This window comes from Allobosea sp. 10N428 (genome assembly GCF_056394545.1).
In genome coordinates this window covers 372,147-397,188 of the sequence record NZ_JBFTIC010000001.1, presented here as the reverse complement: position 1 = coordinate 397,188, position 25,042 = coordinate 372,147, and the positions used below count along the sequence as shown (strand labels likewise).

Annotated in this window: 24 protein-coding genes; 10 read left to right on the top strand and 14 right to left on the bottom strand. The window is 66.8% G+C overall.

Translation table 11 applies throughout. The features are described 5' to 3' along the window. Positions 1-40 precede the first annotated feature (40 nt). The 7 genes from AC1DDA_RS01900 to AC1DDA_RS01870 all read right to left on the bottom strand — a co-directional run bounded on the left by AC1DDA_RS01900 (position 41) and on the right by AC1DDA_RS01870 (position 6,374). Entirely contained in the window at positions 41-667 is a 627-nt protein-coding gene (locus tag AC1DDA_RS01900) for an EF-hand domain-containing protein (protein ID WP_476794401.1), read from the bottom strand. Between the two features lie 137 nt (positions 668-804). After that, positions 805-1,212: a RidA family protein gene (locus tag AC1DDA_RS01895; protein WP_441511294.1), complete on the bottom strand. Its 408-nt coding sequence runs from the start codon at positions 1,210-1,212 to the stop codon at positions 805-807. A gap of 47 nt (positions 1,213-1,259) precedes the next feature. Beyond that, positions 1,260-2,900 (bottom strand): benzoate-CoA ligase family protein, encoded by a 1,641-nt coding sequence (locus tag AC1DDA_RS01890; RefSeq protein ID WP_476794400.1) that lies wholly within the window; start codon positions 2,898-2,900, stop codon positions 1,260-1,262. Then, complete coding sequence (locus AC1DDA_RS01885; RefSeq protein ID WP_476794399.1) at positions 2,866-4,080, bottom strand: acyl-CoA dehydrogenase family protein; 1,215 nt, start codon at positions 4,078-4,080, stop codon at positions 2,866-2,868. Before AC1DDA_RS01885 ends, AC1DDA_RS01890 begins: the two co-directional genes overlap by 35 nt. 155 nt (positions 4,081-4,235) lie before the next feature. Next, the gene (locus tag AC1DDA_RS01880; RefSeq protein WP_476794398.1) at positions 4,236-5,069 is read right to left on the bottom strand and encodes an enoyl-CoA hydratase family protein; all 834 of its coding nucleotides are present in this window, start codon (positions 5,067-5,069) and stop codon (positions 4,236-4,238) included. Beyond that, positions 5,069-5,617 (bottom strand): MarR family winged helix-turn-helix transcriptional regulator, encoded by a 549-nt coding sequence (locus AC1DDA_RS01875; RefSeq protein WP_476794397.1) that lies wholly within the window; start codon positions 5,615-5,617, stop codon positions 5,069-5,071. Before AC1DDA_RS01875 ends, AC1DDA_RS01880 begins: the two co-directional genes overlap by 1 nt. Position 5,618: 1 nt before the next feature. Then, positions 5,619-6,374, bottom strand: a complete 756-nt coding sequence (locus AC1DDA_RS01870; protein ID WP_476794396.1) for an SDR family NAD(P)-dependent oxidoreductase — start codon at positions 6,372-6,374, stop codon at positions 5,619-5,621. A gap of 236 nt (positions 6,375-6,610) precedes the next feature. Between AC1DDA_RS01870 and AC1DDA_RS01865 the strand changes: the two genes are divergently transcribed. Then, positions 6,611-8,935, top strand: a complete 2,325-nt coding sequence (locus AC1DDA_RS01865) for a bifunctional salicylyl-CoA 5-hydroxylase/oxidoreductase (protein WP_476794395.1) — start codon at positions 6,611-6,613, stop codon at positions 8,933-8,935. 101 nt (positions 8,936-9,036) lie between these two features. Here AC1DDA_RS01865 and AC1DDA_RS01860 read toward each other — a convergent pair whose 3' ends face one another. Then, the gene (locus AC1DDA_RS01860) at positions 9,037-10,296 is read right to left on the bottom strand and encodes an MFS transporter (RefSeq protein ID WP_441511301.1); all 1,260 of its coding nucleotides are present in this window, start codon (positions 10,294-10,296) and stop codon (positions 9,037-9,039) included. A gap of 121 nt (positions 10,297-10,417) precedes the next feature. Here AC1DDA_RS01860 and AC1DDA_RS01855 point away from each other — a divergent pair, with 121 nt between their 5' ends. Together AC1DDA_RS01855 and AC1DDA_RS01850 are read left to right on the top strand one after the other, a co-directional pair. Further along, positions 10,418-10,615 (top strand): hypothetical protein, encoded by a 198-nt coding sequence (locus AC1DDA_RS01855; RefSeq protein WP_476779688.1) that lies wholly within the window; start codon positions 10,418-10,420, stop codon positions 10,613-10,615. Between the two features lie 139 nt (positions 10,616-10,754). After that, positions 10,755-11,846: a DUF2778 domain-containing protein gene (locus AC1DDA_RS01850; RefSeq protein WP_476794394.1), complete on the top strand. Its 1,092-nt coding sequence runs from the start codon at positions 10,755-10,757 to the stop codon at positions 11,844-11,846. A gap of 211 nt (positions 11,847-12,057) precedes the next feature. Here AC1DDA_RS01850 and AC1DDA_RS01845 read toward each other — a convergent pair whose 3' ends face one another. After that, complete coding sequence (locus AC1DDA_RS01845; RefSeq protein WP_476794393.1) at positions 12,058-12,528, bottom strand: aminoacyl-tRNA deacylase; 471 nt, start codon at positions 12,526-12,528, stop codon at positions 12,058-12,060. A gap of 136 nt (positions 12,529-12,664) precedes the next feature. Beyond that, positions 12,665-15,343: a type I DNA topoisomerase gene (topA, locus tag AC1DDA_RS01840; protein WP_476794392.1), complete on the bottom strand. Its 2,679-nt coding sequence runs from the start codon at positions 15,341-15,343 to the stop codon at positions 12,665-12,667. A gap of 208 nt (positions 15,344-15,551) precedes the next feature. On the opposite strand from topA, the gene panB reads away from it, so the two are divergent. After that, positions 15,552-16,370, top strand: coding sequence for a 3-methyl-2-oxobutanoate hydroxymethyltransferase (panB, locus tag AC1DDA_RS01835; RefSeq protein ID WP_476794391.1), 819 nt, complete (start codon positions 15,552-15,554; stop codon positions 16,368-16,370). Positions 16,371-16,626: 256 nt separating this feature from the next. Here panB and AC1DDA_RS01830 read toward each other — a convergent pair whose 3' ends face one another. After that, positions 16,627-17,751, bottom strand: a complete 1,125-nt coding sequence (locus tag AC1DDA_RS01830) for a serine hydrolase domain-containing protein (protein ID WP_476794390.1) — start codon at positions 17,749-17,751, stop codon at positions 16,627-16,629. Positions 17,752-17,889: 138 nt separating this feature from the next. On the opposite strand from AC1DDA_RS01830, the gene AC1DDA_RS01825 reads away from it, so the two are divergent. From AC1DDA_RS01825 to dprA, 4 genes are read left to right on the top strand one after another with little or no spacing between them, the layout of a single operon-like run. Next, positions 17,890-18,834, top strand: a complete 945-nt coding sequence (locus AC1DDA_RS01825; protein ID WP_476794389.1) for an aspartate carbamoyltransferase catalytic subunit — start codon at positions 17,890-17,892, stop codon at positions 18,832-18,834. A gap of 17 nt (positions 18,835-18,851) precedes the next feature. Next, a complete protein-coding gene (gene pyrC, locus AC1DDA_RS01820) occupies positions 18,852-20,153 on the top strand; it encodes a dihydroorotase (protein ID WP_476794388.1) in 1,302 nt (433 codons plus the stop codon). A 31-nt stretch (positions 20,154-20,184) separates the two neighbouring features. Then, the gene (gene plsY, locus AC1DDA_RS01815) at positions 20,185-20,808 is read left to right on the top strand and encodes a glycerol-3-phosphate 1-O-acyltransferase PlsY (protein WP_476794387.1); all 624 of its coding nucleotides are present in this window, start codon (positions 20,185-20,187) and stop codon (positions 20,806-20,808) included. Positions 20,809-20,813: 5 nt separating this feature from the next. Then, positions 20,814-22,043 (top strand): DNA-processing protein DprA, encoded by a 1,230-nt coding sequence (dprA, locus tag AC1DDA_RS01810; RefSeq protein ID WP_476794386.1) that lies wholly within the window; start codon positions 20,814-20,816, stop codon positions 22,041-22,043. 27 nt (positions 22,044-22,070) lie between these two features. On the opposite strand, the gene AC1DDA_RS01805 is transcribed toward dprA, so the two are convergent. Together AC1DDA_RS01805 and AC1DDA_RS01800 are read right to left on the bottom strand one after the other, a co-directional pair. Continuing rightward, on the bottom strand, positions 22,071-22,340 hold the full coding sequence (locus AC1DDA_RS01805; RefSeq protein ID WP_476794385.1) for a hypothetical protein: 270 nt from the start codon (positions 22,338-22,340) through the stop codon (positions 22,071-22,073). Positions 22,341-22,439: 99 nt separating this feature from the next. After that, a complete protein-coding gene (locus AC1DDA_RS01800; RefSeq protein ID WP_476794384.1) occupies positions 22,440-23,354 on the bottom strand; it encodes an AEC family transporter in 915 nt (304 codons plus the stop codon). Between the two features lie 222 nt (positions 23,355-23,576). Here AC1DDA_RS01800 and AC1DDA_RS01795 point away from each other — a divergent pair, with 222 nt between their 5' ends. Both AC1DDA_RS01795 and AC1DDA_RS01790 read left to right on the top strand, forming a co-directional pair. Next, complete coding sequence (locus tag AC1DDA_RS01795) at positions 23,577-23,984, top strand: hypothetical protein (protein ID WP_476794383.1); 408 nt, start codon at positions 23,577-23,579, stop codon at positions 23,982-23,984. A 134-nt stretch (positions 23,985-24,118) separates the two neighbouring features. Beyond that, the gene (locus tag AC1DDA_RS01790; RefSeq protein ID WP_476794382.1) at positions 24,119-24,496 is read left to right on the top strand and encodes a hypothetical protein; all 378 of its coding nucleotides are present in this window, start codon (positions 24,119-24,121) and stop codon (positions 24,494-24,496) included. A gap of 38 nt (positions 24,497-24,534) precedes the next feature. Here the strand turns inward: AC1DDA_RS01790 and ruvX are convergent, their stop codons facing one another. Beyond that, on the bottom strand, positions 24,535-25,035 hold the full coding sequence (gene ruvX / locus AC1DDA_RS01785; RefSeq protein ID WP_441511315.1) for a Holliday junction resolvase RuvX: 501 nt from the start codon (positions 25,033-25,035) through the stop codon (positions 24,535-24,537). Between the last annotated feature and the right edge of the window lie 7 nt (positions 25,036-25,042).

Below are 25,042 nucleotides of genomic sequence, written 5' to 3'. Positions count from 1 at the left end.
GTGTTGCGGTTGCCACGACGCGGCACCCGATTGGCAGAACTCACGCTGCCTTGGCGTAGTTCGTTTCGGTGGTCGCCTGCGACGAGAGCTGCGAGGAGCTGCCATAGGCCTGCGAAGCGTTCTGGAAGGCTTCAGGCGGCGGCCGGTGACGATGCCTCTCGCCGGACTGTTGCAGCGAGGACTGGAAGGTCTTCACCTCATCCTGCGAGACCGAGCCGTCGCCGTTCTGGTCGAGCGAGCTGAAGAGCTTGTTCAACTGGTCGCTGTTCAGGCGGCTGTCCTTGAAGGCCGCGCTGAACTCGTCCTTCCCACCATTGGCGTCACTGTCGATCTGACCGAACGCCGAAACGCCGTCGCTGGTCGAGGCTGCCTGGGCGTTCTGAGACCCGTCGGCCTGAAGGGAGAACAGAAAGGACTGCAGCAGGCTGTCGGCCTTCTTGGCCTTTTCCTTGAACGCATCGGACTCGGCCTTGGTGATCGAGCCGTCGCCGTCCGCGTCGATCTTCTTGAAGAGCTCTTCGTTCTTGGCGCTGTCGGCGCCCTTTGGAGCGGCGCTCTCGAATTCGTCGAGACGGATGCCGCCGTCGCTGTTGCTGTCGATCTGGTCGAAGCTGGGAGGTTTATGGTGTGGTCGGAAACCACCGCCCACACCGCTGACACTGGACATGGAGATACTCCGGAAGAACGTCGCGACCTGCGACGCCCCGGCAGTCTCCGCCCGGAATCTTGGTGAACACCTAATAAACGGTGCCGCGTGCCGGTATTTTCATGAGCCTTTGAATGCGGCTGCTCGCGCTGCCGGGCTCAGCGTGCGACGACCGCCGTCGCCTCGATCTCCAGCAGCGCCTCCGGCTCCACCAGCGCCGTCACCGCGACCACCGCCATCGCCGGAAAGTGCCGGCCGAAGACTTCGCGATAGACCGGCCCTATCTCCTTGAGGCTGCTGCGATAGGTCGCGACATCGGTGACGTACCAGGTGAGGCGCACGATATCCTCGACGCGCGCGCCGCCGGCCTCGACCACCGCCTTTATATTGAGGAAGGTCTGGCGGAGCTGACCGACGAAGCCTTGCGCGAAGACGCCCTCCGGGTTCCAACCGACGAGGCCGCCGGTCACCAGCACGCGGCCCTCAGCGACCATGCCGTTGGCATAGCCGCGCGGCTGCGGCCAGCCTTCTGGCAGGATGGCGCGGGATTGCGGAAGTTCGGACATGGGTTGTCGCCTCGATTTCGGCCGTTCGGCTCTGGTTTGAGAAGGGGTCAGGTCTCGCCGCGCGCGATCTGGCGCAGGGCGAAGCGTTGCAGCTTGCCGGTCGCCGTCTTCGGCAGGGCGTCGACGAATTCGATGGCGCGCGGATATTTGTAGGGCGCGATACTGGCCTTCACATGCTCCTGCAAGGTCTTGACCAGGGCCTCGTCGCCTTTTACGCCCTCGCGCAGCACCACATAGGCCTTCACGATCTGGCCGCGCTCGGCGCAGGGCGCGCCGACCACGCCGCATTCGGCCACCGCCTCATGCGTCAGCAGGCAGGCTTCCACCTCCGGCCCGGCGATGTTGTAGCCGGCGGAGATGATCATGTCGTCGGAGCGGGCCTGGTACCAGAAATAGCCGTCCGCATCGCGCAGATAGGTGTCGCCGGTGATGTTCCAGCCGTTCAGCACATAGACCGCCTGCCTCGGGTCGGCGAGATAGCGGCAGCCGGTCGGCCCGCGTACTGCGAGGCGTCCCGGTGTCCCGTCCGGCACCTCGCGGCCTTCCGCGTCGACGATCTTCGCCTCGTAGCCGGGCACCGGAATGCCGGTCGAGCCCGGCCGGATCTTGTCGCGCGGGGCGCCGATGAAGATGTGCAGCATCTCGGTTGCCCCGATGCCGTCGAGCAGCGCGAGCCCCGTGCGCGCCTGCCACGCGTCGAAGGTCGCCTTCGGGAGCGCCTCGCCGGCCGAGACGCAGATGCGCAGCGAGGAAATATCGCGCCCGTCGAGCTTGTCGAGGATGGCGCGATAGGCGGTCGGTGCCGTGAAGACGACGCTGACCTTGTAGCGCTCGATGGCGTCGATCAGGTCGGCCGGGCCAGCTTTCTCGGGCAGGACCATCGCCGCGCCGATCCGCATCGGGAAAAGCACGAGCCCGCCGAGCCCGAAGGTGAAGGCGAGCGGCGGCGAGCCGGTGAAGCGATCGTCGGGAGAGGCCTTCAGCACCCGCGCGCCATAGGCATCGCAGATCGCCAGCATGTCCTGGTGGAAATGCATGGTGCCTTTCGGCTCGCCGGTCGTGCCGGAGGTGAAGGCGATCAGGCAGACATCGTCGCGGGCGGTGTCGGCGGCCTCGAAATATTCGTAGCCCGGTCGCGCCATGAGGACTTCGAGCTCGCTGTCGGACGAGCCGAAGGCGACGATGCGGGCAAGCTCCGGCGCCTGCGCTTTCGCGGCTTCCAGTTCGGCGGGGAGGCGGTGGTCGCAGAGCGCCAGCGCAATCTTCGCCTTGCGCAGCGGATAGGCGAGTTCGCCCGCCCGCAGCATCGGCATGGTCGCGACTGCGATGCCGCCGGCTTTTATGACGGCGAGATAGGCGGCGACCATCATCGGCGTGTTGCCGGCGCGCAGCAGCACGCGGTTGCCGCTGACCATGCCGAGATCGCGGGTCAGCACGTTGGCGATGCGGTTCACGGTCGCGGCGAGGTCCGCATAGCTCCAGTGCAGATCAGCCGCCACCACGGCTGTATGGCCACCGCGGCCTTCCGCGATGTGCTTGTCGAGCAATTCGGCGACGCAGTTCAGCCGCTCCGGGTAGCTCAGCCCTGCCTCTTCCAGTGTCAGATCGGGCCAGCTTTCGCGCGGCGGCAGATTGTCCCGCGCGAAGCTGTCCTTATGCCCCGATCTCGCGAATCCGGTTGCTATCATCTCGTTCCCCTGCCTTTGCGGCATGTGCTTTCAGCAGGTCGCGCGCGATCACGACCTTCTGGACCTCGCTGGCACCCTCGTAGATGCGCAGCGCCCTGATCTCCCTGTACAATTCCTCCACCTTGACGCCCTTGGTGACGCCGAGGCCGCCATGAATCTGGACGGCCCGGTCGATCACGCTCTGGGCGTTCTCGGTCGCAACGAGTTTCGCCAGCGCTGCCTCGCGGGTGACGCGGGCGGCGCCGCGATCCTTGGTCCAGGCGGCGCGGTAGACGAGAAGGGCGGCGGCATCGACCTCAGCCGCGCTGTCGGCGATCGCGGCTTGCGAGAGCTGGAGGTCGCCGAGCGTGCCGCCGAAAAGCTTGCGGCCATTGGCGTGGCGAAGCGTCTCGTGCAGCGCCCGCCTTGCGAAGCCGAGCGCGGCGGCGCCAACCGTCGAGCGGAAGATATCGAGCGTCGCCATCGCGACCTTGAAACCGTCGCCGGGCCCGCCGATGCGGTTCTCGAGCGGCACGCGGCAGCCCTCGAAGCGCAGCGTCGCCAGCGGATGCGGCGCGATCACCTCGATGCGCTCCGCGATGGTGAGGCCCGGCGTATCGGCCTCGACCACGAAGGCGGAAAGCCCGCGGGCGCCCGGCGCCTCGCCGGTGCGGGCGAAGACGACGTAATGATCGGCGATGCCGCCATTGGAGATCCAGCTCTTCTCGCCGTCGATCCGGACGTGGGATGCGCCGTCCGGCGTCGCGGTCGTGGCCAAGGCGGCGACGTTGGAGCCGGCCTCCTTCTCGGAGAGGGCGAAGGCGGCGATCCGCTTGCCAGCGGCGACATCCGGCAGGATGCGCTGCTTCATCGCCTCGGAGCCTGCGATGCTGATCGAGCCGGTGCCGAGACCCTGCATGGCGAACGCGAAATCGGCGAGCCCATCATGAGCAGCCAGGATCTCGCGGGCGAGACAGAGCGTGCGGACATCGAGCTTGTCGGACAACCCGCCATAGGCGGCCGGCACAGCGGCTTTCAGAAAGCCCGCCGCACCCAAGGCCGCGACGCGCGCCCGGCAGGCTTCGTCGACATCCTCATGTGGCAGCTCGGCGAGATGGGCATCGGCCCAGCCCGAGAGCTCTTCGGCAAAAGCCCGGTGATGCGCCTCGAAGAACGGCCAGTCGAGTGTGTCGCCGAGCATGTGAAGTCCCCCGCTCATTTCGCGCCGTCATTCCGGACAAGCCGCGAAGCGGCGCCGATCCGGAATCCATCGCAGGGTCGCGGCGCCCTATGATGGATTCCGGCTCTCCGCTTCGCTGCAGCCGGAATGACGGGGAGGATGAAGGAGGACATGGCCTAATTCCCCTCGAAGACCGGCTTCTGTTTCGCGGCGAAGGCGTGATAGGCGCGGGCGAAATCCTCGGTCTGCATGCACAAAGCCTGCGCCACGGCCTCGGCCTCGATCGCGCTCTCGACCGACATCGCCCATTCCATTTCGAGCATGCGCTTGGTCATGGCGTTGGCGAAGGTCGGGCCATCAGCCAGCTCGGTAGCGAGCTCTTGCGCCTCGGCCAGCACGGCGTCCGGCGCGCAGAGCCGGTTGAGGAAGCCCCAGCGCTCGGCCTCCTCGCCCCTGAGCACGCGCCCGGTATAGAGCAGCTCAGCGGCGCGGCCTTGGCCGATGATGCGCGGCAGCATCGCGCAGGCCCCCATGTCGCAGCCGGCGAGGCCGACGCGGTTGAACAGGAAGGCGATCTTGCTGCCCGCCGTGCCGAGCCTGAGGTCCGAAGCCATGGCGATGATGGCGCCGGCCCCGGCGCAGACGCCGTCGATCGCGGCGACGATCGGCTGCGGGCAGGCGCGCATCGCCTTGACCAACTCGCCGGTCATCCGGGTGAACTTCAGCAGGTCCTTGGTCTCCATTGCGACCAGCGGGCCGATGATCTCGAAGACGTCGCCGCCCGAGGAGAAATTGCCGCCGGCGCCGGTCACGGCGATCGCCTTGACGCCTTCATCCTTCTGCGCGGCGAGGAAGAAATCCGTGAGTTCGCGGTAGCTTGCGAAGGTCAGCGGATTCTTTTTATCAGGCCGGTTCAGCGTCACCGTCGCGACCTTGCCGGCGACGGAAAGCGCGAAATGCTCGGGCGTGAAGCCCGCCAGCGGCAGCGTGGTGGCGTTGGCGATCGTCATCAGGCGTCTCCCTTCGCGGGCTCGTCGGCTGCGTCCTTCGCCCGTCCGGCGATGGCACGATGCAGCGAGGTCTTGGTCTCTCCGAGCAGCCGGAAGAGCTGCCCGATCTCGGGCTGGTCGAGCCCCGCGAAAAGCTCGGCGATCCAGCTTTCGTGCCGCTCGGCCATGGCGCGGAAGGCCTTGCGCCCTTGCGCCGTCAAGGTGAGGATCTGCACCCGCCGGTCCTGCGGCGCCGCGCGCTTGTCGACGAGCCCGTCCGTGACGAGGCCGGCGACGACGGCGGTAACATTGCCGTTCGAGACCATCAGTCGCTGCGAGACTTCGCCGACGGTCATCCCCACCACGCTCTTGTCCAACTGGGCCATCAGGTCGAAGCGCGGCAGCGTCGTCTTGAATTCCTCGCGCAGCCGGTTGCGGATTTCCGTCTCGATCAGGGTCGAGCAGGTCAGCATCCGCAGCCACAGGCGCAACTCGTCCTTGTGGTCGCCGGGGCGTTCGCTCGCCTTGGTCTCGCGATCGAGCATGAGTGCGGAGGACGGCGTCTCCATCTCAGAACTCCCCGCCATTGATCAGGAGCGACTGGCCGGTGACGGCATCGCTGCCCGGCCCGCAAAGATAGAGCACGGCGGCCGCGACCTCTTCAGGCGCGATCAGGCGGCCCTGCGGATTGTCCTTGACCATTTCGGCCAGCGCCTGCTCGCGGCTTTTGCCGGTCTTGGCCGCGATGGTGTCGAGCCCGCTCGCGACCATGTCGGTATCGGCGTAAGCAGGGCAGACGGCATTGACGGTGACGCCGGAGCGGGCGGTTTCCAGCGCCAGCGATTTCGTCAGTCCGATCACCGCATGCTTCGCGGCGGCATAGGCGCTGACATAGGCGTAGCCGCGATGCCCCGCCGTCGAAGCGATGGCGATCAGCCGGCCGCTATGGCGCTCCAGCATGCCGGGCAGGACCGCATGGAACAGGTTGACCGTGCCGATCAAGTTGATCTCGACCATACGGCGGAAGCGCTCGCTATCGCTGCGCATGAATGGGCCGGTCTCGACCGCCCCGGCATTGGCGATCGCTATATCGAAGGCATGAGTGTTGGAAAGATGGTCGAGCGCGGCCGAGACCGAAGTCTCGTCGCGCACGTCGCAGGCGGCGAAATCGGCGGCGGCCCCGGCTGTGACGGCGTCCCGCAGCGCGGCCTCGTCACGGCCGAGAATGCTGACCCGCGCTCCCGCTTGCGTCAGTGCGGCAGCAATGGCGCGGCCGATGCCCCGTCCGCCTCCCGTCACCAGCGCGTGCCGTCCTTGCAGAGCCATGAGCGTTCGACCTCCAGCGACAAATATATTTTAAGTCTCAACGAATTTGCAAGCCCCCTCGGCGGGGCTTACCAGCACGGCATCGATTTCGCGCGCTGTTGCAAATGTTTAGCACAAAGGCGGCCGTGGTGGTCGGCTTTCGATGCGGCCGGGGGGAAAGCCCCTTGAGTTCGAAATCATTTTAGGCTTAAAATATTTTCCAGGCCGGATCGGCCGGTTCCCCGATGGAGGCGTCGATGCGTATCGCGGTTGTGGGCGGAGGGCCGGCGGGGCTCTATTTCGCGCTGCTGATGAAGCGAGATTGGCCGGAGATCACGGTCGACGTCTTCGAGCGCAACCAGGCGGACGACACCTTCGGCTTCGGTGTGGTTTTCTCCGACCAGACGCTCGACACCTTCAAGGCGGCCGACGCGAAGAGCTATGCCGCGATCCGCGACAACTTCGCCTATTGGGACGACATCGAGATCCACTTCAAGGGCGACAGCTACCGCGTGCCCGGCAACGGCTTCTGCGGTTGCTCGCGCCGCTCTCTGCTGATGCTGGTGCAAGCTCGGGCGCGCGAGCTCGGCGTCAACCTGCATTTCGCCAGCGAGATCGCCGATGTCGAAGCGTTGAGGCGCGATTACGACCTCGTCGTCGCCGCCGACGGCGTCAACAGCCGCCTGCGCGAGAACTGGCGCGAGCGCTTTCGGCCGGAAACCGATCTGCGCCCCAACAAATTCGCCTGGATGGGCTCGACCCGCCCCTTCGACGCCTTCACCTTCTTCTTCAAGGAAACCGAGCACGGCCTCTTCATCGCCCATTGCTACCAGTACGAGGCGGGGCGCTCGACCTGGGTGCTCGAGACCGACCCCGAGACCTTCGAGAAGGCCGGGCTCGATGCCATGGATGAGGCGCAGTCGGCCGCCTTCCTCGAAGGTGTCTTCGCCGAGGAGCTTCAGGGCCACAAGCTCATCGCCAACCGCTCGCTCTGGCGCAATTTCCCGATGATCCGCTGTCGCAACTGGGTCGTCGAGAACGTCGTGCTGATCGGCGACGCCAAGGCAACGGCGCATTTCTCGATCGGCTCCGGCACCAAGCTGGCGATGGAAGACGCCATCGCGCTGCACAAGGCGATGGGGCAGGCGAAGCTCGATGTCGCCGGCGGCCTGAAGCTGTTCGAGACGCAACGCCGCGAGGAAGTCGAGAAGACCCAGCACGCTGCGGATGTCTCGCTGGTCTGGTTCGAGGAGTTGAAGCGCTTCTGGGATTTCGAGCCGCTGCGCTTCGCTTTCGGCCTGATGACCCGTTCAAAGGCGATTACCTATGACAATCTGGCGCTGCGCGCGCCGGAGATGGTCGCGGCCGTCGACGCGCTCGTCGCCGATGGGCTCGGGCCGCTGGCGAAGCGGCGCAAGGACGGCTCGCCGGTGCCGCCGGCCTTCCAGCCCTTCAAGCTGCGCGAGATGCAGGTCGAGAACCGCATGACCGTCTCGCCGATGTGCCAGTATTCCGCCGAGGACGGCCTGCCGACCGATTGGCACCTCATGCATTACGGCTCGCGCGCCATCGGCGGCCCGGGGCTGATCTTCACTGAGATGACCTGCGTCGCGCCGGATGCCCGCATTACCCCCGGCTGCACCGGCCTCTGGAATGACGCACAGGAAGCTGCCTGGAAGCGGATCGTCGATTTCGTTCACGGCCATTCGGCGGCGAAGATCTGCCTCCAGCTCGGCCATGCCGGGCGGAAAGGCGCGACCAAGCTGATGTGGGAGGGCATGGACAGGCCGCTGCCTGAGGGCGCCTGGCCGATCGTCTCAGCCTCAGCCTTGCCCTACTACCCGGAGAGCCAGGTGCCGCGCGAGATGACGCGCGTCGACATGGACCGGGTGACCGCCGAATTCGTTTCCGCTGCCGAGCGCGGCGAGCGTATCGGCTTCGACATGCTGGAACTGCACTGTGCCCATGGCTATCTGCTGGCGAGCTTTCTTTCGCCGCTGACCAACAAGCGCACGGACGAATATGGCGGATCGGTCGAGAACCGTTTGCGTTATCCGCTGGAAGTCTTCCGGGCGCTGCGCGAAGCTTGGCCGCGCGAGAAGCCGATGTCTGTGCGAATCTCGGCGACCGACTGGGCGGAAGGCGGTCTCTCGGCCGCAGATTCCGTCGCGATCGCCGAGGCTTTCGCCGCCGAGGGCTGCGATCTCGTCGACGTCTCGACCGGCCAGACCGCCAGGGAATCGCGCCCCATCTACGGCCGCATGTTCCAGACGCCGTTCTCCGACCGCATCCGCAACGAGGCCGAGGTTGCGACCATGTGCGTCGGCAACATCACCACGGCCGATCAGGTCAACACCATCATCGCTGCCGGCCGCGCCGATCTCGTCGCGCTTGGGCGCCCACACCTCGCCGATCCGTCATTCGTGCTGCGCGCGGCCGCCTGGTACGGCGTCGATGTCGCCCAGCCGGTGCAGTACCAGCCCGGCAAGGACCAACTGATGCGCAACACCCCGCGCGAGCGCGAGGAGCTGCAGGAACTCAAGCTGAAGGCCAAGCCGAGCCGCCACGCTGTCCAGGCGTAGCGTTCGCTCCGCCTCTCCCCAGAAAATCCCGAGCCATCCCGGCTCTCCGCTTCGCTGCGGCCGGGATGACCCGCGTTTCACCGAGGCTCTGGAACGCCGTCCTACTTGCCGCCCTGCGAGCGGCCGGAGGGCGAGACGTCGGGAATGGTCGGCGCCGTTGCTGGGCGCTCCCCGAAGGGATTGGCCGAAGGTGGATTGCGCCGCAGGCGGAAGGCGAGATAGGCGGCGGCCGCCGCCGAGAGCAGCCCGAGATAGGCCAGCAGCCCGTTCGGTCCGATGGCCTGCATGAAAGCCGTCGAGACCAGCGGGCCGATGGCCGAGCCCGTCGCCCAGAGGAACAGGAGCTGCGCCGAGAGGCCGAGCGCCCGTTCGCGCCCGAGCCGGAAATAGGCATGAGCGACGGCCACCGTGTAGATCGGCATCGAGCCGGCGCCAATCAGCGCGAACAGGCCGAAGAGCCAGAACCGGGCATGGGGCAGGGCGAACCAGAACACCGCGCCCAGCGCCAGCGAGCAGATCACCACCGAAAGCGTGGCGCTCAGCATGATGATGCGGCTCTCGACGCGGTCCGCCAGCAGCCCGAGCGGCCATTGCAGCACGAGCGCGCCGATCTGGATGCCGGCGGTGAGCAAGATCGCCCAGGCCTGGTCGAGCCCGATCAGGATGCCGTAGGCCGGCGCCACATTGGTGAGCGCGCCACCCATCAGGCCGACATACAGGCAGCCGATGACCGAGGCCGGCGCATATTGCCAGATCGTGTTGAGGCGAACCGAGACGACCTCGCCCGATTCCGGTCCCTTGGCCTTGGTCATGCCGACGGGGATCAGCGCGATCGAGAAGGCGGCGCTGGCGAGCAGGAAGATGTTGTTCGATTGCAGCGAGACGTAGCCGACACCGATCTGCGAGCCGATCAGGGCGAGGCGGTTGAGGATCTGGTAGAAGCCGAAGATGCGGCCGCGCTGGCCTGCTTTGGCCTGCCCGCTGATCCAGCTCTCGATGCAGATGGCGTGGCCGGCGCCGGCGAAGCCCATGCCCAGCCGCGAGATGCCCCAGATGTCGAGCGGCGTCGCCGAGAAGCTCAACGTCAGGACCGCCTGCAAGGCCGCGAAGACGGCGAAGGCGCGGATATGCCCCACGCGGCGGATGAAGGCGGGGATCACGAAGCAGCCGGCCAGGAAGCCGACGGAATAGGCCGAGCCGACGAGGCCGATCAGCAGCGGCGCCTTCTGCTCCAGCGCCATCTTCAGCGGCACGACTGTGTTCACGATCGTGGCGGCGATCTGAAGGATGAGCGCGCCGCTAACGATGGCCCCCAGCGCTGCGACAGAGCTCGTCCTCGGCTCGGTGGCTGCTTTGGTCACGTCGGTCCCGCCCCCTGCGCAGCCGCCATGAAGGCCTGAGATTCTCGAGGCGACAAGCCCTGCGGTTGCGATGCTTGCGACATATCCGATTCGAGCGCCGGGTGGGGAGAAATGGGCTGACATGCCAGCCTTGCCCGAAAAAGATGGGCCAATCGCGGCGGGCAGAGAAAAATCTCCGTCTCCGTTTCTCCATCGGCAGGCCTTGATCGCGCCGCCTTTGCATCGTCTTGCGGTGCTGCTGCTTGCCGTAATCCGCAGCTTCCTCATCCGCAAAAATTATCGATGCGGTTCACCGGCGATTAACCAACACAGCGCCTAATCGAAGCAGAACGAAGTTTGGGTTCTCCCGGCATTCTCGGTCACTACGCGACGTGTATCGCGCCTCTCTCGGCTGGGGCGCGAACGGCGAAGCCGTGTCCGCCGCCGGGCGTGGCGTAAGCGTATCGAGAGTGCGGCGGATGACCTATGCGACCTATGTGCGGGAAGGTGGTGCACCCTATGTGCGCTCGCGCCGACGCCGCAGGCCTTTGCTGAAAGGGTTCTTCCTCGCCGCCGCGCTGAGCTGTGGCGCGATGTCCGGCTTCTGGATGCTGGGGCAGGGCGCACCGGCGCCCGACACTGCCGACACCTCACCAGCCGCCGGCCGCAAGGCGTCCGCGGGCCGCGCCGCGCCGCAGCCGGTCCCGGCCTATAGCGGCCTGCTCGATCCGGCATTGTCCGGTGGCAAGGCCGCGTCCTTCGCACCGGGCGCTCCGGCCCGGTCCGCCTTCCAGCCCGCTGGCCCGGTTCCGCCGGCATCCTCGATTGCCGCAGCCGCTCCTGCCACCGAGCCCGCCTTGCCCTTGCCGCCGCAGCCACCGGTCACGCTGGCCGAGAAGGCGACGCCGATGCCGGTGCCGCGGCCGCTCGATCTGCTTCCGAAGGCCGATCCCCAGCAGCCGCAGCAGCTCCAGCCGCGCGTCGCGCAGCCGACCCCGTCACGCCGCAACCGCACGGCGGCTGCCGCGCCGACGCCGGAAGATAACCGCAGCTTCTTCGAAAAGCTCTTCGGTGTGCAGAAGCAGCCGGCAGGCACGGCGCTCGCCTATGCCGCGCCGCAGGACGATGTCATCGATCGCGGCCGCGTCGCCCGGCTGAGCCCTTCCACCGGCACGCCGCCGCGTACCGCCGAGGCCGGCACCGCGATCTACGATATCAACGCCAAGATGGTCTATATGCCGAATGGCGAGCGGCTCGAGGCCCATTCCGGCCTGGGCGAGATGATGGACGATGCGCGCTATGCCCATGTCCGGATGAAGGGCGTGACCCCGCCGCATACCTATACGCTGACCGAGCGCGAGGCGCTTTTCCACGGCGTGCGCGCCATCCGCCTGAACCCAGTGGGCGGCAGCGGCGCCATCCATGGCCGCGCCGGGCTGCTCGCCCACACCTATCTGCTCGGGCCGCGCGGCGACTCGAACGGCTGCATTTCCTTCAAGGATTACGAGCGCTTCCTGCAGGCTTTCCTGCGCGGCGAGGTGAGGCGCATCGTGGTGGTGGCGAGCCTCTAAAATGCCGGGTCGGCGCGTCCACTGCCGGCCCAGACCTTGAGTTTTCACCACGCCGAATGCCGGAGGCGCTGGTCTCACGTCGTGCCGCCGATGTCCCGGCCAGACCGCGTCGCATTCTGACGGCACGGTCAGAATTCGAAGAACGCGATCGATTCCAATAGTTTAGGGCGCGCTCCTGCGAAAGCCGGTGTCCACCTTTTCGCGCAATGCTCTAGGACGGGTGGCTGAAGCTCGCGACCCGCGCATCCTTCATCAGGTTGAGGAAGTCTGCACCGCTGACATGCACCAGCGTCCGGTGGTCGCCGCCCTCGAAATAGACCTCCTTGGCGTCGCCGAGGCTCTTGTCGAGGATCACCGGCACGTCATAGGCCGATCCGACCGGCGGAACGGCGCCGATATCGCAATCGAAGAAGAGCGAGCCGATCTCGTCCTCGGAGGCGAGGCCCAGCCGCTTTTCCATCATATCCTGCAAGCGCGAAAGCTCGATCCGGTGCGTGCTCGGCACGACGGCGAGCACATAGCCGGTCTCGTGATGGACGACGACCGATTTGGCCAGCTTGCTGCCCGGAATATGGGCCGCCTGCGCAGCCTGGCTGCTGGTGGCCGTGCGATTATGGGGGACGGTGTCGTAGGCGATGCCTTTGCCGTCGATATAGCTCTGGAGCTTTTTGGCGATGGTCATGATCGGCGCCCCTCTCTTGCGTGGTGACGCATCAGAGCGGGTATCCTCCTCCCATCGCTGACGAAGTCAACGGCGGAGCAGGGCCGGGCGGGGGCATCGAGCCAGGCCCTGCCCGGGAGGTCTCGAGGGGCTGAGATCAGCCGCTCGCCGCCTTGGCCTTGCTCTTGGCCGGCGCCTTCTCCGCCTTCTCGCCCGTCGCCTTCTTGGCGGCCGGTTTCTTGGCAGCCGGCTTCTTCGCGGGGGCCTTGGCTTTCGTGGCGCTCGCGGCCTTGGCCTTGACCTTTGCTCCGCCCTTCGTCTCGGCCTTGGCGTTGACGAGCTCGATCGCCTGCTCGAGCGTGATGCTCTCCGGCGCCATCGTCTTGGGCAAGGTTGCGAAGATCTTGCCCCAGGCGACATAGGGGCCGTACTTGCCGGCCTTCACCTCGAGCCCGCCGCCCGCGGGATGGTCGCCCAAAGCGCGGCCGGGTGTCGCCGCCGCGCCGCCGCGCCTGCCGCCGCCGCTCTCCTTGGCGACGATCAGGTCGATGGCGCGATTGGCGCCGAGTTCCAGCACGTCGTCGTCCTTGTCGATATTGGCGTAGGTCTTGCCGTGCTGGACATAGGGCCCGTAGCGGCCGATGCCGACGAGGATCGGCTCGCCCGACTCGGGGTGCTTCGCCACCTCGCGCGGCAGGGAGAGCAGGGCGAGCGCCTTCTCCAGCGTCACGGTGGCCGGGCTCATTCCCTTCGGCAGGCTGGAGCGCTTCGGCTTCTCGCCCTCGCCGAGCTGGATATAGGGGCCGAAGCGGCCATCGCGCAGCGTCACTTCGAGATTGGTGACAGGGTCGGTGCCCAGCACGCGCACGCCGGGCGTGCCCTGGCCGCCCTCGGCCGAGGCTTCGCCCTCGGCGGCCGGGACGGAGAGCGGACGGGTGTACCGGCATTCGGGGTAGTTCGAGCAGCCGACGAAAGCGCCGAACTTGCCGAGCTTCAGCGAGAGCTGGCCGTTGCCGCAATTCGGGCAGATGCGCGGATCGGTGCCATCAGCCTTCTGCGGAAAGATATATTCGCCGAGGATGCCGTTCAGCGCTTCCAGCACGTCGCCGACGCGCAAATCCTTGGTCTCGCCGATGGAGGCGGTGAACTCTTCCCAGAACTGGCGCAGCAGCGCCTTCCAGTCGATCTCGGCGTTGGAGACGCGGTCGAGGTTTTCCTCCAGGTTCGCCGTGAAATCGAACTCGACATAGCGCTTGAAGAAGCTCTCAAGGAAGGCCGTGACCAGCATGCCCTTGTCCTCGGGCACGAGGCGCTTCTTCTCGATGCGGACATATTCGCGGTCGCGCAAGGTCGAGAGGGTCGCGGCATAGGTCGATGGCCGGCCGATGCCGAGCTCTTCCATGCGCTTGACGAGACTCGCTTCCGAGAAGCGGGGCGGCGGCTCGGTGAAGTGCTGGTCCGCGGCGATGGCGCGCTTCTCCAGCTTGTCGCCTGCCTTCATCGCCGGCAGCTTCTTCGAATCCTCGTCCTCGTCGTCGTCGCGACTTTCCTGATAGAGCGTCAGGAAGCCGTCGAAGAGCACGACCTGTCCGGTGGCGCGCAGGTCGAGGTTGCGGGCGCCGACCTTGGCCGCGATGTCGACCGTCGTGCGCTCCATCTCGGCCGATTCCATCTGACTGGCGATGGTGCGCTTCCAGATCAGCTCGTAGAGCTTCGCCTGCTCGGGCTCGAGCTGGCGCGCGACCATGGCCGGCAGCCGGGCGAGATCGGTCGGGCGGATGGCCTCGTGGGCCTCCTGCGCGTTCTTGGCCTTGACCGTGTACTTGCGCGGCACGTTCGGCACGTAGCGGTCACCGAATTCCTTGCCGATGACGCTGCGGGCGGCGGCGATGGCCGAGCCGTCCATATCGACGCCGTCGGTTCGCATATAGGTGATGAGGCCGACCGTCTCGCCGCCGATATCGACGCCTTCATAGAGCCGCTGCGCGAGCTGCATGGTCCGCGCCGGGGCGAGGCCGAGCTTGCGTGAGGCCTCCTGCTGCAGCGTCGAGGTCTGGAAGGGCGGTTGGGGGTGGCGCTTGACCGGCTTGGCCTCGACCTCGCTGACGGTGAAGAGCGCGGTTTCCAGCGCCTCCTTGAAGGCCTTGGCCTCCTCGGCATTGCCGATGTCGAGCCGGGCGATCTTCTTTCCGTCGGCGCCAACGAGCCGAGCCTCGAAGGTCTGGCCGGATTCCGTCGCGAGCGTCGCCACCAGCGACCAGTATTCGCGTGCCCGGAAGGCCTCGATCTCGCGTTCGCGGTCGCAGACGAGGCGCAGCGCCACCGACTGGACGCGGCCGGCCGAGCGGGCGCCGGGCAGCTTGCGCCACAGCACCGGCGACAGCGTGAAGCCGACGAGATAGTCGAGCGCGCGGCGGGCCAGATAGGCGTCGACCAGCGCCTGGTCGATGGCGCGCGGATTCGCCAATGCCTTCTGCACGGCGTCCTTGGTGACAGCGTTGAAGGTGACGCGCTCGACCGGGATGCCCTTCAGCACCTTCTTCTGGTTCAGCGCTTCCAGCACGTGCCAGGAAATCGCCTCGCCCTCGCGATCAGGGTCGGTGGCGAGGATCAGCTTCTCGGCGCCCTTCACGGCGCGCGCGATCTCGGCGACCTGCTTGGCGCCGCGGCCCTCGATCTCCCATTTCATGGAGAAGTCGTTGTCGGGCTCGACCGAGCCGTCCTTGGCCGGCAGGTCGCGGATATGCCCGAACGAGGCGATGACCTCGTAGTCGGAGCCCAGATATTTGTTGATCGTCTTGGCCTTGGCCGGCGACTCGACGACGAGGAGCTTCATGATCTGTTTGTCTCGATAACAGCCCTGTTCAGAGCGCGGAACCGGCCGTAACGGACGGTCTCGCGACCCGCAAGACCGCTGCGGTTCGGAATTGCGCGCGAAAGTGGTTCAGCGGGCGGGCCGTGTCAAACGGCGATTGAGCTTTGAGTGTCGCACGGGACGGTTTAGGGCCATTCTCCGGCTTGGGCTACGAAGTGGGGAGGCGAGCGTGTCTTCGCAAGCACAGATCAGACGCCAGACGGCGTTGGACATCCGCAGCCGCAAGGGCGCGGAGCCGATCGTGTCCCTGACCGCCTATACGGCGCCGATGGCGGCGTTGGCCGATCGTCATTGCGATTTCCTGCTGGTCGGGGATTCGCTCGGCATGGTCGTGCACGGCCTAGACAGCACCGTGCCGGTCACGCTGGAGATGATGATCCTGCATGGGCAGGCTGTGATGCGCGGTTCCCGGCGCGCGCTCGTCGTCATCGACATGCCCTTCGGCAGCTATGAGGAAAGCTCGGAGCAGGCCTTCCGCAACGCCGCCCGCATCATGCAGGAGACCGGCTGCGGCGCCGTCAAGCTCGAGGGCGGGCAGCGCATGGCCCCGACCATTCGCTTCCTGGTGGATAGGGGCATTCCGGTGATGGCGCATGTCGGGCTGACGCCGCAGGCGGTGAACGTGCTCGGCGGCTTCAAGGCGCAGGGGCGCAGCCGCGAGGAATGGCCCGCGATCACTGCCGATGCCGCGTCGGTGGCCGAAGCCGGTGCCTTTGCCGTCGTTCTGGAAGCGATTGCTGAGCCGCTCGCGGCCGATATCACGGCCAGGATCGCGATCCCGACCATCGGCATCGGCGCCTCGGCCGCTTGCGATGGCCAGGTGCTCGTGCTCGACGACATGCTCGGCCTGACCGGCCGCGTGCCCAAATTTGTCAAGCTCTTCGGCAATCTCGCCGAGGGCGTCGACAAGGCCGTGGCGGATTATGCGGCAGAGGTTCGAGTCCGGAGCTTCCCAGGGCCCGAGCATGTCTATGCGGTGAAGGACTAAGTTCGAAATCACGCCGTCATTCAGGGGCTTCGCGCAGCGAAGAGCCCGGAACCCACGAACACGACACTTGCCGTCATGGTCGGGCTTGTCCCGACCATCCACGTCTTCATCGATACCATGCGGTGTTCAAGGCGTGGATGCTCGCCACAAGGGCGAGCATGACGAGCTGGAGCAAGGTCGTATTTAAGGCTTCCGGGCCCAAGCCTTCGGCTTGCCCCGGAATGACGGAGGTGGTTCCGGTCTGAAGCCGCCGTCGTTAGGCCTGCGCTGCCAGTAGCCGGTCGATGAAGCCCTCGGTCGCCGCGCCCGCGATCCAGCGCAGCACGGCGACGATGTCGCGCTCCGGCTCGACCCAGATCACGTTGCTCCCGGCGCCGAGCGCGGAGAAGGACGACGGGGGCAGACCTGGCCGCGCCGCCAGCCACCAGAGATAGCCGTAGTTCGCGAGAGTCGGGGAGGGTGAGAGCGAGCGCGCGATCCACTCGCGCGAAACGAGCTGCCGGCCGTTCCACTCGCCCTTGCGGCCGATCAGCAGGCCGAAGCGGGCATGGTCGCGTGCGCCGATGAACAGGCCGCCGCCCCAATGGCCGCCGCCGGGTACGGATTGAACCTCGCGCCCGTCGATCTCGACGAAGGAGCTGCTGTAGCCCTGCCACTGCCAATCCGAAGAGGCGCCGATCGGGTCCATGACCCGCTCGCGCAGCACCTCCGGCAGCGGCCGGCGGAAGCGCTGGAGCAGGGCGTAGCCGAGCACGTTCACCCGCACATCGTTGTATTCGTAGAAGCTGCCGGGCGCGTTGAGCTCGCGGCGCTGGCCCTTGCGGCTGTTGTCTGCGCCGGGGCCGATCTGGCGGTTGTGGTCGACCTGATCGGACTTGCCGAAGAGTTCGCCCCGCCATTCGCTGGACTGCTGCAGCAGGTGCCGCCAGGTGATCTTGCCGTTATGCGGGCCGGCGAAGAGCGGATCGTCGACACTTTTGCCCACAGGCTCCTCGACATCGCCAATCAGCCCGTCGTCGAAGGCGATGCCGGCGAGTACCGACAGATAGCTCTTGGCAATCGAGAAGGTCATGTCGGTGCGGGCGGTGTCGCCCCATTCGGCAACGATGCGGCCGCCTTTCAGGATGAGACCGGCCGGGCCGCCGCGCTCGCGCACCGGGCCGACGATCTCGGTCCACGGACCTCTCTCGTTCCACTCGACGTTTCCGACATAGCTGCCGTCCGGATAGTAGAGGCTGCGCGGCCAGGGGCTTTCGTTCTCCTGTGCGAAAGCGATCGTGGCTGAAAGCCGCCCGGCATCGAAGCCGGCCTCGGCCGGTGCGATGGTTTCCCAGCCGGCGCTGTGGGGAGCGGGCACGAAGATGTCGGTCGGGCTGGGCACGGCTTGCGTCCTCTCAGGCGTGGGGGGCGAGAGGTAGCGCCGTTTTGCCGAAAGCTCCACGGCCCACAGGACATGGCGCCATCACGCCCGCGAGCGGCTTGCGCCGTGGGCGAGTCGCGCCTAAACAGCCTGCTTCAAATGACATCGCCAGCCCCGCTCTATCCGCATCGTCACCTGCTCGGCATCGAGGGGTTGTCCCATCTCGACATCGAAGGGCTATTGGACCGGGCCGAGGCCTATGTCGCCCTCTCCCGGCAGGTCGAGAAGAAGGCGGCTATCTTGCGCGGCCGCACGCAGATCAACCTGTTCTTCGAGCCCTCGACGCGGACGCAGGCCTCCTTCGAGCTCGCGGGAAAGCGCCTCGGCGCCGATGTGATGAACATGTCGGTCGCCTCGTCCTCGGTGAAGAAGGGCGAGACGCTGATCGACACCGCCGCGACGCTGAACGCCATGCGGCCGGACATCATCGTCGTCCGCCATCACGCGGCTGGTGCGGTCAACCTGCTCGCCCGCAAGGTCGACTGCTCGGTCGTCAATGCCGGCGACGGCGCGCATGAGCACCCGACGCAGGCGCTGCTCGACGCGCTGACGATCCGCCGCAACAAGGGCCGCATCCAGGGGCTGACCGTGGCGATCTGCGGCGACATCCTGCATTCGCGCGTCGCCCGCTCCAACATCATCCTACTCAACGCGCTCGGCGCCAAGGTCCGCCTCATCGCGCCTACCACCCTGATGCCGCCGGGCATCGAGCGCATGGGTGTCGAGCTCTATACCGACATGAACAAGGGCCTCGAAGGCGCTGACATCGTGATGATGCTGCGCCTCCAGCTCGAGCGCATGCACGGCGCCTTCGTGCCGTCCTCCAAGGAATACTTCCGCTATTATGGCCTCGACCGCGAGAAGCTCGAGCGCGCCCAGCCCGATGCGCTGGTGATGCATCCCGGCCCGATGAACCGCGGCGTCGAGATCTCCTCGGAAGTGGCTGATGGCGCGCAGTCGCTGATCCGCGAGCAGGTCGAGATGGGTGTCGCCGTCCGCATGGCGGTGCTCGATGCGCTCGCCCAGCATCTGCCGAATATCTGAGCGGGGCGGGACCGAACATGGCTGAAACGCAGGATATCGCGATCGTCAACGCACGCCTCGTCGACCCGGCGTCCGGGCGCGAGGGCAAGGGCTCCGTCTTGTTGCGGGGGGGCGATATCGCCTCGGTCGAATGGGGAGCGGCCCCTGTGACGGGCGACGACGTGCGCCGCATCGACGCCGGCGGGCAGGTGCTGACGCCGGGCCTGATCGACCTGCGCGCCTTTCTCGGTGAGCCAGGCGCCGAATTCCGTGAGACGCTGGGTTCCGGTTCGCAGGCGGCCGCCGCCGGTGGCGTCACCACCATCGTCTGCCGGCCGGACACCGACCCGCCGATCGACGATCCCGCGATCATCGATTTTCTGAAGCGCCGCGCACGCGACAAGGCGATCGTCAACGTGCTGCCCTGCGCCGCCCTGACCAAGGGGCTGGAAGGCAGGGAGATCACCGAATTCGGCCTGCTTCTGGAGGCGGGAGCGGTCGCGTTCGGCGACGGCGCCAGGGCCTTGCGCAACCCGCAGGTGATGCGCCGCGCCATGATCTACGCCCGCAATTTCGACGCGCTGATCATGAACCATGTCGAGGACCCTGAACTACGGGGCTCGGGTGTGATGAACGAGGGCGAGTTCGCCAGCCGCAAGGGCCTGCCCGGCATCCCGCTCGAGGCCGAGACGGTGATGCTGGAACGTGACATCCGCCTCGCCCGCGCCACCGGCGCCCGCTATCACGCCGCGATGATCTCCTGCGCCGACTCGGCTGAACTCGTTCGCCGCGCCAAGCAGGACGGTGCCCGCATCACCTGCGGCGTCTCGATCAACAACCTCACCCTCAACGAGAACGACGTCGGCGACTACCGGACCTTCTGCAAGGTTTCGCCGCCGCTGCGTCACGAGGACGACCGCCTCGCCTTGGTCGCCGCCCTCGCCGACGGCGTCATCGACGTCGTGGTTTCCGACCATGATCCGCAAGATGTCGAGACGAAGCGCCAGCCCTTCGCCGAGGCTGCGGACGGCGCCCTCGGCATCGAGACCTTGCTGTCGGCCGCGCAACGCCTTGTGCAGGCTGGCCAGATCGGTTTGCCCCAGCTTCTCGCCGCCCTGTCGGCGCGGCCGGCGGCCTTGCTCGGCCTGCCCTCGGGGCGTCTTGCTCCCGGCGCGCCGGCAGACCTCGTCCTGTTCGATCCGGAAGCGCCCTTCGTCGTCGACAAGCGCAAGCTCAAATCGCGCGCCAAGAACTCGCCCTTCGATGAGGCGCGGCTGGAAGGCATCGTCGCGGCGACGATCGTTGCCGGGCGGGTGGTGTATGAGGTCGAGCCGGGCTAGGCTGCGGGCGGACTGTGGGGAATAGGGCGGCATGACCGATGTTCTGAACTGGAGCCTCTCCGGCTCGGCAACGCTGATCGCGCTCGTCGTCGGCTATCTCTTCGGCTCCATCCCCTTCGGCATCATCCTGACGAAGCTCGCGGGTGGGCCCGATCTGCGCAGCATCGGCTCCGGCAATATCGGCGCGACCAACGTCCTGCGCACCGGCAACAAGAAGCTCGCGGCCGCCACCCTCGTCGGCGACATGCTGAAGGGCACGGTGGCGGTCATCGTCGGCTCGCGCCTGCTCGGCGGGCCGGAGGCGGCGCTGGCCGCGGGCATCGGCGCCTTCCTCGGCCATCTCTTTCCGGTCTGGGTCGACTTCAAGGGCGGCAAGGGCGTCGCGACCTATCTCGGCGTGCTGATCGGCGTGAAGGCTTCGATCGCGCTTGTCTTCGCCGCGATCTGGCTGAGCGTCGCCTATCTCTCGCGCTACTCTTCGCTTTCGGCGCTAGTGGCCAGCCTGCTGACGCCGCTGCTGCTCTGGTTCTGGGCGGGCATGCACCAGGCTGCCATCGTCATGGCTATCCTGACGGTGCTGCTCTGGATCATGCACCGAACCAATATCGCCCGGCTGCTCTCCGGGAGCGAAGGCAAGATCGGCCAGAAGGGCTGAGCGATATGGCGGCTGGCATCGTCCTCTCCGATCGCCAGCGTCTCGATTGGTTGAGGCTGATCCGCAGCGAGAGCGTCGGCCCGCGGACCTTCCGTTCCCTGATGAACCGCTTCGGCGAAGTTGGTGCTGCGCTTGAGGCCCTGCCGGAGCTCGCCCAACGAACTGGCCGTCCGATCCGCATCTGCCAGCCTGCGGAAGCGGAACGCGAGCTGGAAGGCTTGCGGCGTCTCGGCGGACGCCTGATCGCGCTCGGCGAAGCGGAGTACCCGGTGCCGCTGCAGGCGATCGATTCGGCGCCGCCGCTGATCGCGGTGCTCGGGCAGGTGCAGATTCTTCAGAAGCCGGCGGTTGCTCTGGTCGGTTCCCGCAATGCCTCCGCGGCGGGGATGAAATTCACCGGCCGGCTGGCGCGCGAGCTCGGTGAGGCCGAATTCGCCGTCGTCTCCGGGCTGGCGCGCGGCATCGATACGGCCGCCCATCAGGCAAGCCTCGAAACCGGGACCGTTGCGGTGCTTGCGGGCGGGCTCGACGAGATCTATCCGCCGCAGAACATCCCCCTGGCGGAGCGCATCGCCGAGCGCGGTGCCATCATCAGCGAGATGCCGCTCGGCTGGGTCGCCAGGGCCCGCGATTTTCCTCGGCGCAATCGGCTGGTCTCGGGCCTTTCGCTGGGCACCGTGGTGGTCGAGGCGGCGCGCCGCTCGGGCTCGCTGATTACGGCGCGCTTCGCGAACGAGCAGGGGCGGCTGGTCTTCGCCGTGCCCGGCTCGCCGCTCGACCCTCGGGCCGAAGGCGGCAATCACCTGATCAGGGAGGGTGCGATGCTTTGCGCCGAGGCTGCGCATGTCATCGAGGCGCTCGCGCCGTTGCGCCGGCAGGACCCGGCCTCCTGGCTCGATCACTCGGCGCTGCGGGAGGTATCCGGCGAGCCGGCGAGCGAGGCGATGTGGGACGAGCTCGATCTGCCGGAGGTGGCACCGGCACCGGGCTTCGTGCGACATCAGGGGGATTTCGGTCCTCCGCCATCGACCGAGGAGGTCGGGGGGCCCGTCTTGCCGCCGGGCCTTGGTCGCCTCGTGCTGGACCTGCTCGGACCGACGCCGATCGCGCCCGATGACCTTGTCCGTGCGAGCGGTCATGCCGCGCGCGAGATCAGCCGGGTTTTGGCCGAGCTGGAACTCGAAGGGCAAGTGCGCCGTCACCCCGGAGGAGCTTTGTCGCGGGCGCGCTTCTGATCGTCTCCTTGCTCGGAAGGCCGAAGCCTACTGGGCCTTGCCGTTCGATTTGGCGTGGCGCTCGACTTCGGCCGATGCCTCGATACGGGTCATCTCCAGGAAATAGGACAGGGTCTCCAGCTTCGTTGCGCGCGCCATGGTCCGCAACTCGGCGGCCATGCTCTCGATGAACGCCGCCGCCTCCAGCGCGGTCATCGGCCGGTCGGGAGTGTCACCGTCGCGCTCATCGGCGTTGGGTTCGGACGGGACCAGCTTCTGCGCCTGAACCAGCTTACGCGCTTTTGGCTTCATGCGCATGGATACCTCGTCTGGCAGGCGCGGAACGCGTCCGGAGGCGTCCCCTGCGGATATGCACCTATAAATTGTATTCTCGTAAAAATTTCAAGCTCAGGTCGCTCATCGCAGAAGGAGCACGGCGACGGGGAGCGTCGCGAGCGCCAGCAGGGTCTGAAGCGTTGTGATCTCCGCCATCAGCGGTGCGTCGCCGCCAAGGTCGCGGGCGAGGAAATAGGCGGCGGTGGCGGTCGGAACGGCGCCGGCGACGATCGTCATGGTCAGGGCCGGGCCGGTGACGCCGAACCAACCGGCATAGAGCCAGGCCGCAACCGGCATCACCACGAGTTTCAATCCAACGGCGACCCAATGGGCAAGGCGAGGGCGCGCGAGCCGGTTCAGATCGAGCGCGGAGCCCACGACCAGCAGGCCGATGCCGAGGGAAGCCCGCCCCAATACGTCGAGATAGCCGGTGAAGGCCGAAGGCAGCAGCCACTGGGCCTGGTTGAAGGCAAGGCCCACGGCGGATGACCAGATGAAGGGGTTGTACAGGATCGAGCGCACGGTGGCGCCGACGCTCATCGGCTTGCCGTTGGCGAAGCGCGCGAGGATGAGGACGCACATGACGTTGAGCAGGGGGATCATCGCGGCGACCGCAATCGCCATCAGCGTCGCGCCGTTGCGGCCTTGCAGGCCGGCTGCGAGCGCCAGCGCGACGAAGGTGTTCCAGCGGACCGAGCCCTGGAAGATCGAGGTGAAGGCAGGCCCGTCGATGCCTGCTTGCGCCAGGAGAGGCCGGGTCAGCAGGAGACATGCTGCGACGCTGAGAATGGCAAGGACGAGGCTCGCCCCCATGGCAACGACCGGAACGCCGCGCAGATCGGCCATGGCGAGCGTGTGGATGACGACGGCCGGGAACAGCACCTGGTAAGTCAGGCGCTCGACGCCGAGCCAATGCGAGGGCGAAACGAGGTTTCGGGCTTTCAGGACCCACCCGGTCGCGATGACGAGGAAAACGGCGATCAGGCTGTCGAGCATGGCAGACCGGCAAGATGGGCAGGAACAACGGTTCTCGCCGGCAGTTGATGCGGCGAGTATCGACCAGCCTGTTCCATGGCGGCCCGCCGCCGGCAAGGGCGTTGATGGAGACCCGCTGTGTCTCTGCCGCAATGCCGCCGCGATTGGTTCAGGTCGCATTCAACCGGATCGAGCGAACCTGTCGTCATGGTTCGGGACGGTCCCGACGAAGGAGATGCCGTCATGATCTCTCTGAGCAAGACATTCGCCATCGCGTTGACTGCCGCAGGTGTGGCGGTGGGCAGCTTCGCGGTTCCTGCGATGGCGCAGGAGCAGCGTCTGTTCGATGCAACCCGGCTCGACCAGGCGCAGGCCGGCTATACGCAATACTATCGCGGTTATCGTGGCGGCTATCGCGGCGGGTATTACCGCGGCTGGCGCGGCCCCTCGCGCGGCGCAGCGATCGCGGGAGCCGTCGGCCTTGGCATCCTCGGCGCGGCGGCCGTCGCGGCGAACAACCGCGCCTACGCAGCGCCGTACTACGATGAGTATTACGCGCCTCCGCCGCCGCCGGTCTATGCCTATCCGCAGCGCTACTATGCGCCCTATGGCGGCTATTATGCTCCGTATGATTTCCGCGATCATCGCTAAGGTCGCAGCTTGAAGCGCCTTGCAAGGCCCGCGCAATCTGCGCGGGCCTATTTTTGTGGGTTTGTCAGGGAAATCTTCGCGATTTGACGCCAGAAGATGGCGTCACTGATGTTTGGACGATTGAGGTCACCGAAATGGCTCCCCTTCGAAATGTTCTGATCGCCGGGCTGGGATTGGCGATGGCCGGCTGGGGCAGCGTTCAGCCCGCCTCAGCGCAGTATTACGCCGGCCCGAACTATGATCGTTCCTATGAGCGTCGCCCCGGCGACGGCTATGAGAGTCGCGGCTACGGACGCAACGATGACCGCAGGGATTGGCGCGACGATCGGCGCGGTTACGGTCGCGACGATGCGCGGGGCGACTGGCGCAATGATCGTCGCCCCGGCTACGATGGCGGCCGTCGCCAGCAGGACCCGATGGCGGGCATGACGATGGAAGAGCGGAAGCGCGCCATCAAGAACGAGCGCGAAGCACAGAAGAAGGCGTTCAAGCGCGGGCTTCTGTTCAACTGAGCTTCTCGGAAAAGCGCCTCATATTTGAGGCGCTTCCTTCAGTCGAACGCGTCTTGCTCGCCTTCCAGCGGCGCGAGCCGGCCCAGCCTGTCGAGCGCACCCTGCAGGATGTAGGCGGCGGCCATCTTGTCGACGACCGCTGCGCGCTTGGCGCGCGACGCGTCGGCATCGAGCAAGGTGCGTGTTACGGCCATCGTGGACATTCGCTCGTCCCAGAACACGATCGGCAGGTCGGTCAGGGGGGCGAGGTTGCGCACGAAGGCGCGGGTCGACTGCACGCGCGGCCCCTCCGTGCCGTCCATGTTGAGCGGCAGGCCAATGACCAGCCCGGCCACCTGATGCTTCCCCGCGATCTTCAGCAGCGCCGCGGCGTCGAGCCCGAACTTCACCCGCTGGATCGTCTCAAGCGGCGTCGCGATCTGCCGCTCCAGATCCGACAGCGCGAGCCCGATCGTCTTGGTGCCGAGATCGAGGCCGAGCAGGCGCGCATGCGCCGGCAGGTCGAGGAAGGCTTCGAGCGGGACGACGGCGCTGGTCATGGCGTGG

Bases quoted from the DNA above. Each gene is read 5' to 3' on its own strand.
- AC1DDA_RS01900 (WP_476794401.1), bottom strand. From the start codon at position 667: ATGTCCAGTGTCAGCGGTGTGGGCGGTGGTTTCCGACCACACCATAAA.
- AC1DDA_RS01895 (WP_441511294.1), bottom strand. From the start codon at position 1,212: ATGTCCGAACTTCCGCAATCCCGCGCCATCCTGCCAGAAGGCTGGCCG.
- AC1DDA_RS01890 (WP_476794400.1), bottom strand. From the start codon at position 2,900: ATGATAGCAACCGGATTCGCGAGATCGGGGCATAAGGACAGCTTCGCG.
- AC1DDA_RS01885 (WP_476794399.1), bottom strand. From the start codon at position 4,080: ATGCTCGGCGACACACTCGACTGGCCGTTCTTCGAGGCGCATCACCGG.
- AC1DDA_RS01880 (WP_476794398.1), bottom strand. From the start codon at position 5,069: ATGACGATCGCCAACGCCACCACGCTGCCGCTGGCGGGCTTCACGCCC.
- AC1DDA_RS01875 (WP_476794397.1), bottom strand. From the start codon at position 5,617: ATGGAGACGCCGTCCTCCGCACTCATGCTCGATCGCGAGACCAAGGCG.
- AC1DDA_RS01870 (WP_476794396.1), bottom strand. From the start codon at position 6,374: ATGGCTCTGCAAGGACGGCACGCGCTGGTGACGGGAGGCGGACGGGGC.
- AC1DDA_RS01865 (WP_476794395.1), top strand. From the start codon at position 6,611: ATGCGTATCGCGGTTGTGGGCGGAGGGCCGGCGGGGCTCTATTTCGCG.
- AC1DDA_RS01855 (WP_476779688.1), top strand. From the start codon at position 10,418: ATGCCAGCCTTGCCCGAAAAAGATGGGCCAATCGCGGCGGGCAGAGAA.
- AC1DDA_RS01850 (WP_476794394.1), top strand. From the start codon at position 10,755: ATGACCTATGCGACCTATGTGCGGGAAGGTGGTGCACCCTATGTGCGC.
- AC1DDA_RS01845 (WP_476794393.1), bottom strand. From the start codon at position 12,528: ATGACCATCGCCAAAAAGCTCCAGAGCTATATCGACGGCAAAGGCATC.
- topA (WP_476794392.1), bottom strand. From the start codon at position 15,343: ATGAAGCTCCTCGTCGTCGAGTCGCCGGCCAAGGCCAAGACGATCAAC.
- AC1DDA_RS01825 (WP_476794389.1), top strand. From the start codon at position 17,890: ATGACATCGCCAGCCCCGCTCTATCCGCATCGTCACCTGCTCGGCATC.
- pyrC (WP_476794388.1), top strand. From the start codon at position 18,852: ATGGCTGAAACGCAGGATATCGCGATCGTCAACGCACGCCTCGTCGAC.
- plsY (WP_476794387.1), top strand. From the start codon at position 20,185: ATGACCGATGTTCTGAACTGGAGCCTCTCCGGCTCGGCAACGCTGATC.
- dprA (WP_476794386.1), top strand. From the start codon at position 20,814: ATGGCGGCTGGCATCGTCCTCTCCGATCGCCAGCGTCTCGATTGGTTG.
- AC1DDA_RS01805 (WP_476794385.1), bottom strand. From the start codon at position 22,340: ATGCGCATGAAGCCAAAAGCGCGTAAGCTGGTTCAGGCGCAGAAGCTG.
- AC1DDA_RS01800 (WP_476794384.1), bottom strand. From the start codon at position 23,354: ATGCTCGACAGCCTGATCGCCGTTTTCCTCGTCATCGCGACCGGGTGG.
- AC1DDA_RS01795 (WP_476794383.1), top strand. From the start codon at position 23,577: ATGATCTCTCTGAGCAAGACATTCGCCATCGCGTTGACTGCCGCAGGT.
- AC1DDA_RS01790 (WP_476794382.1), top strand. From the start codon at position 24,119: ATGGCTCCCCTTCGAAATGTTCTGATCGCCGGGCTGGGATTGGCGATG.
- ruvX (WP_441511315.1), bottom strand. From the start codon at position 25,035: ATGACCAGCGCCGTCGTCCCGCTCGAAGCCTTCCTCGACCTGCCGGCG.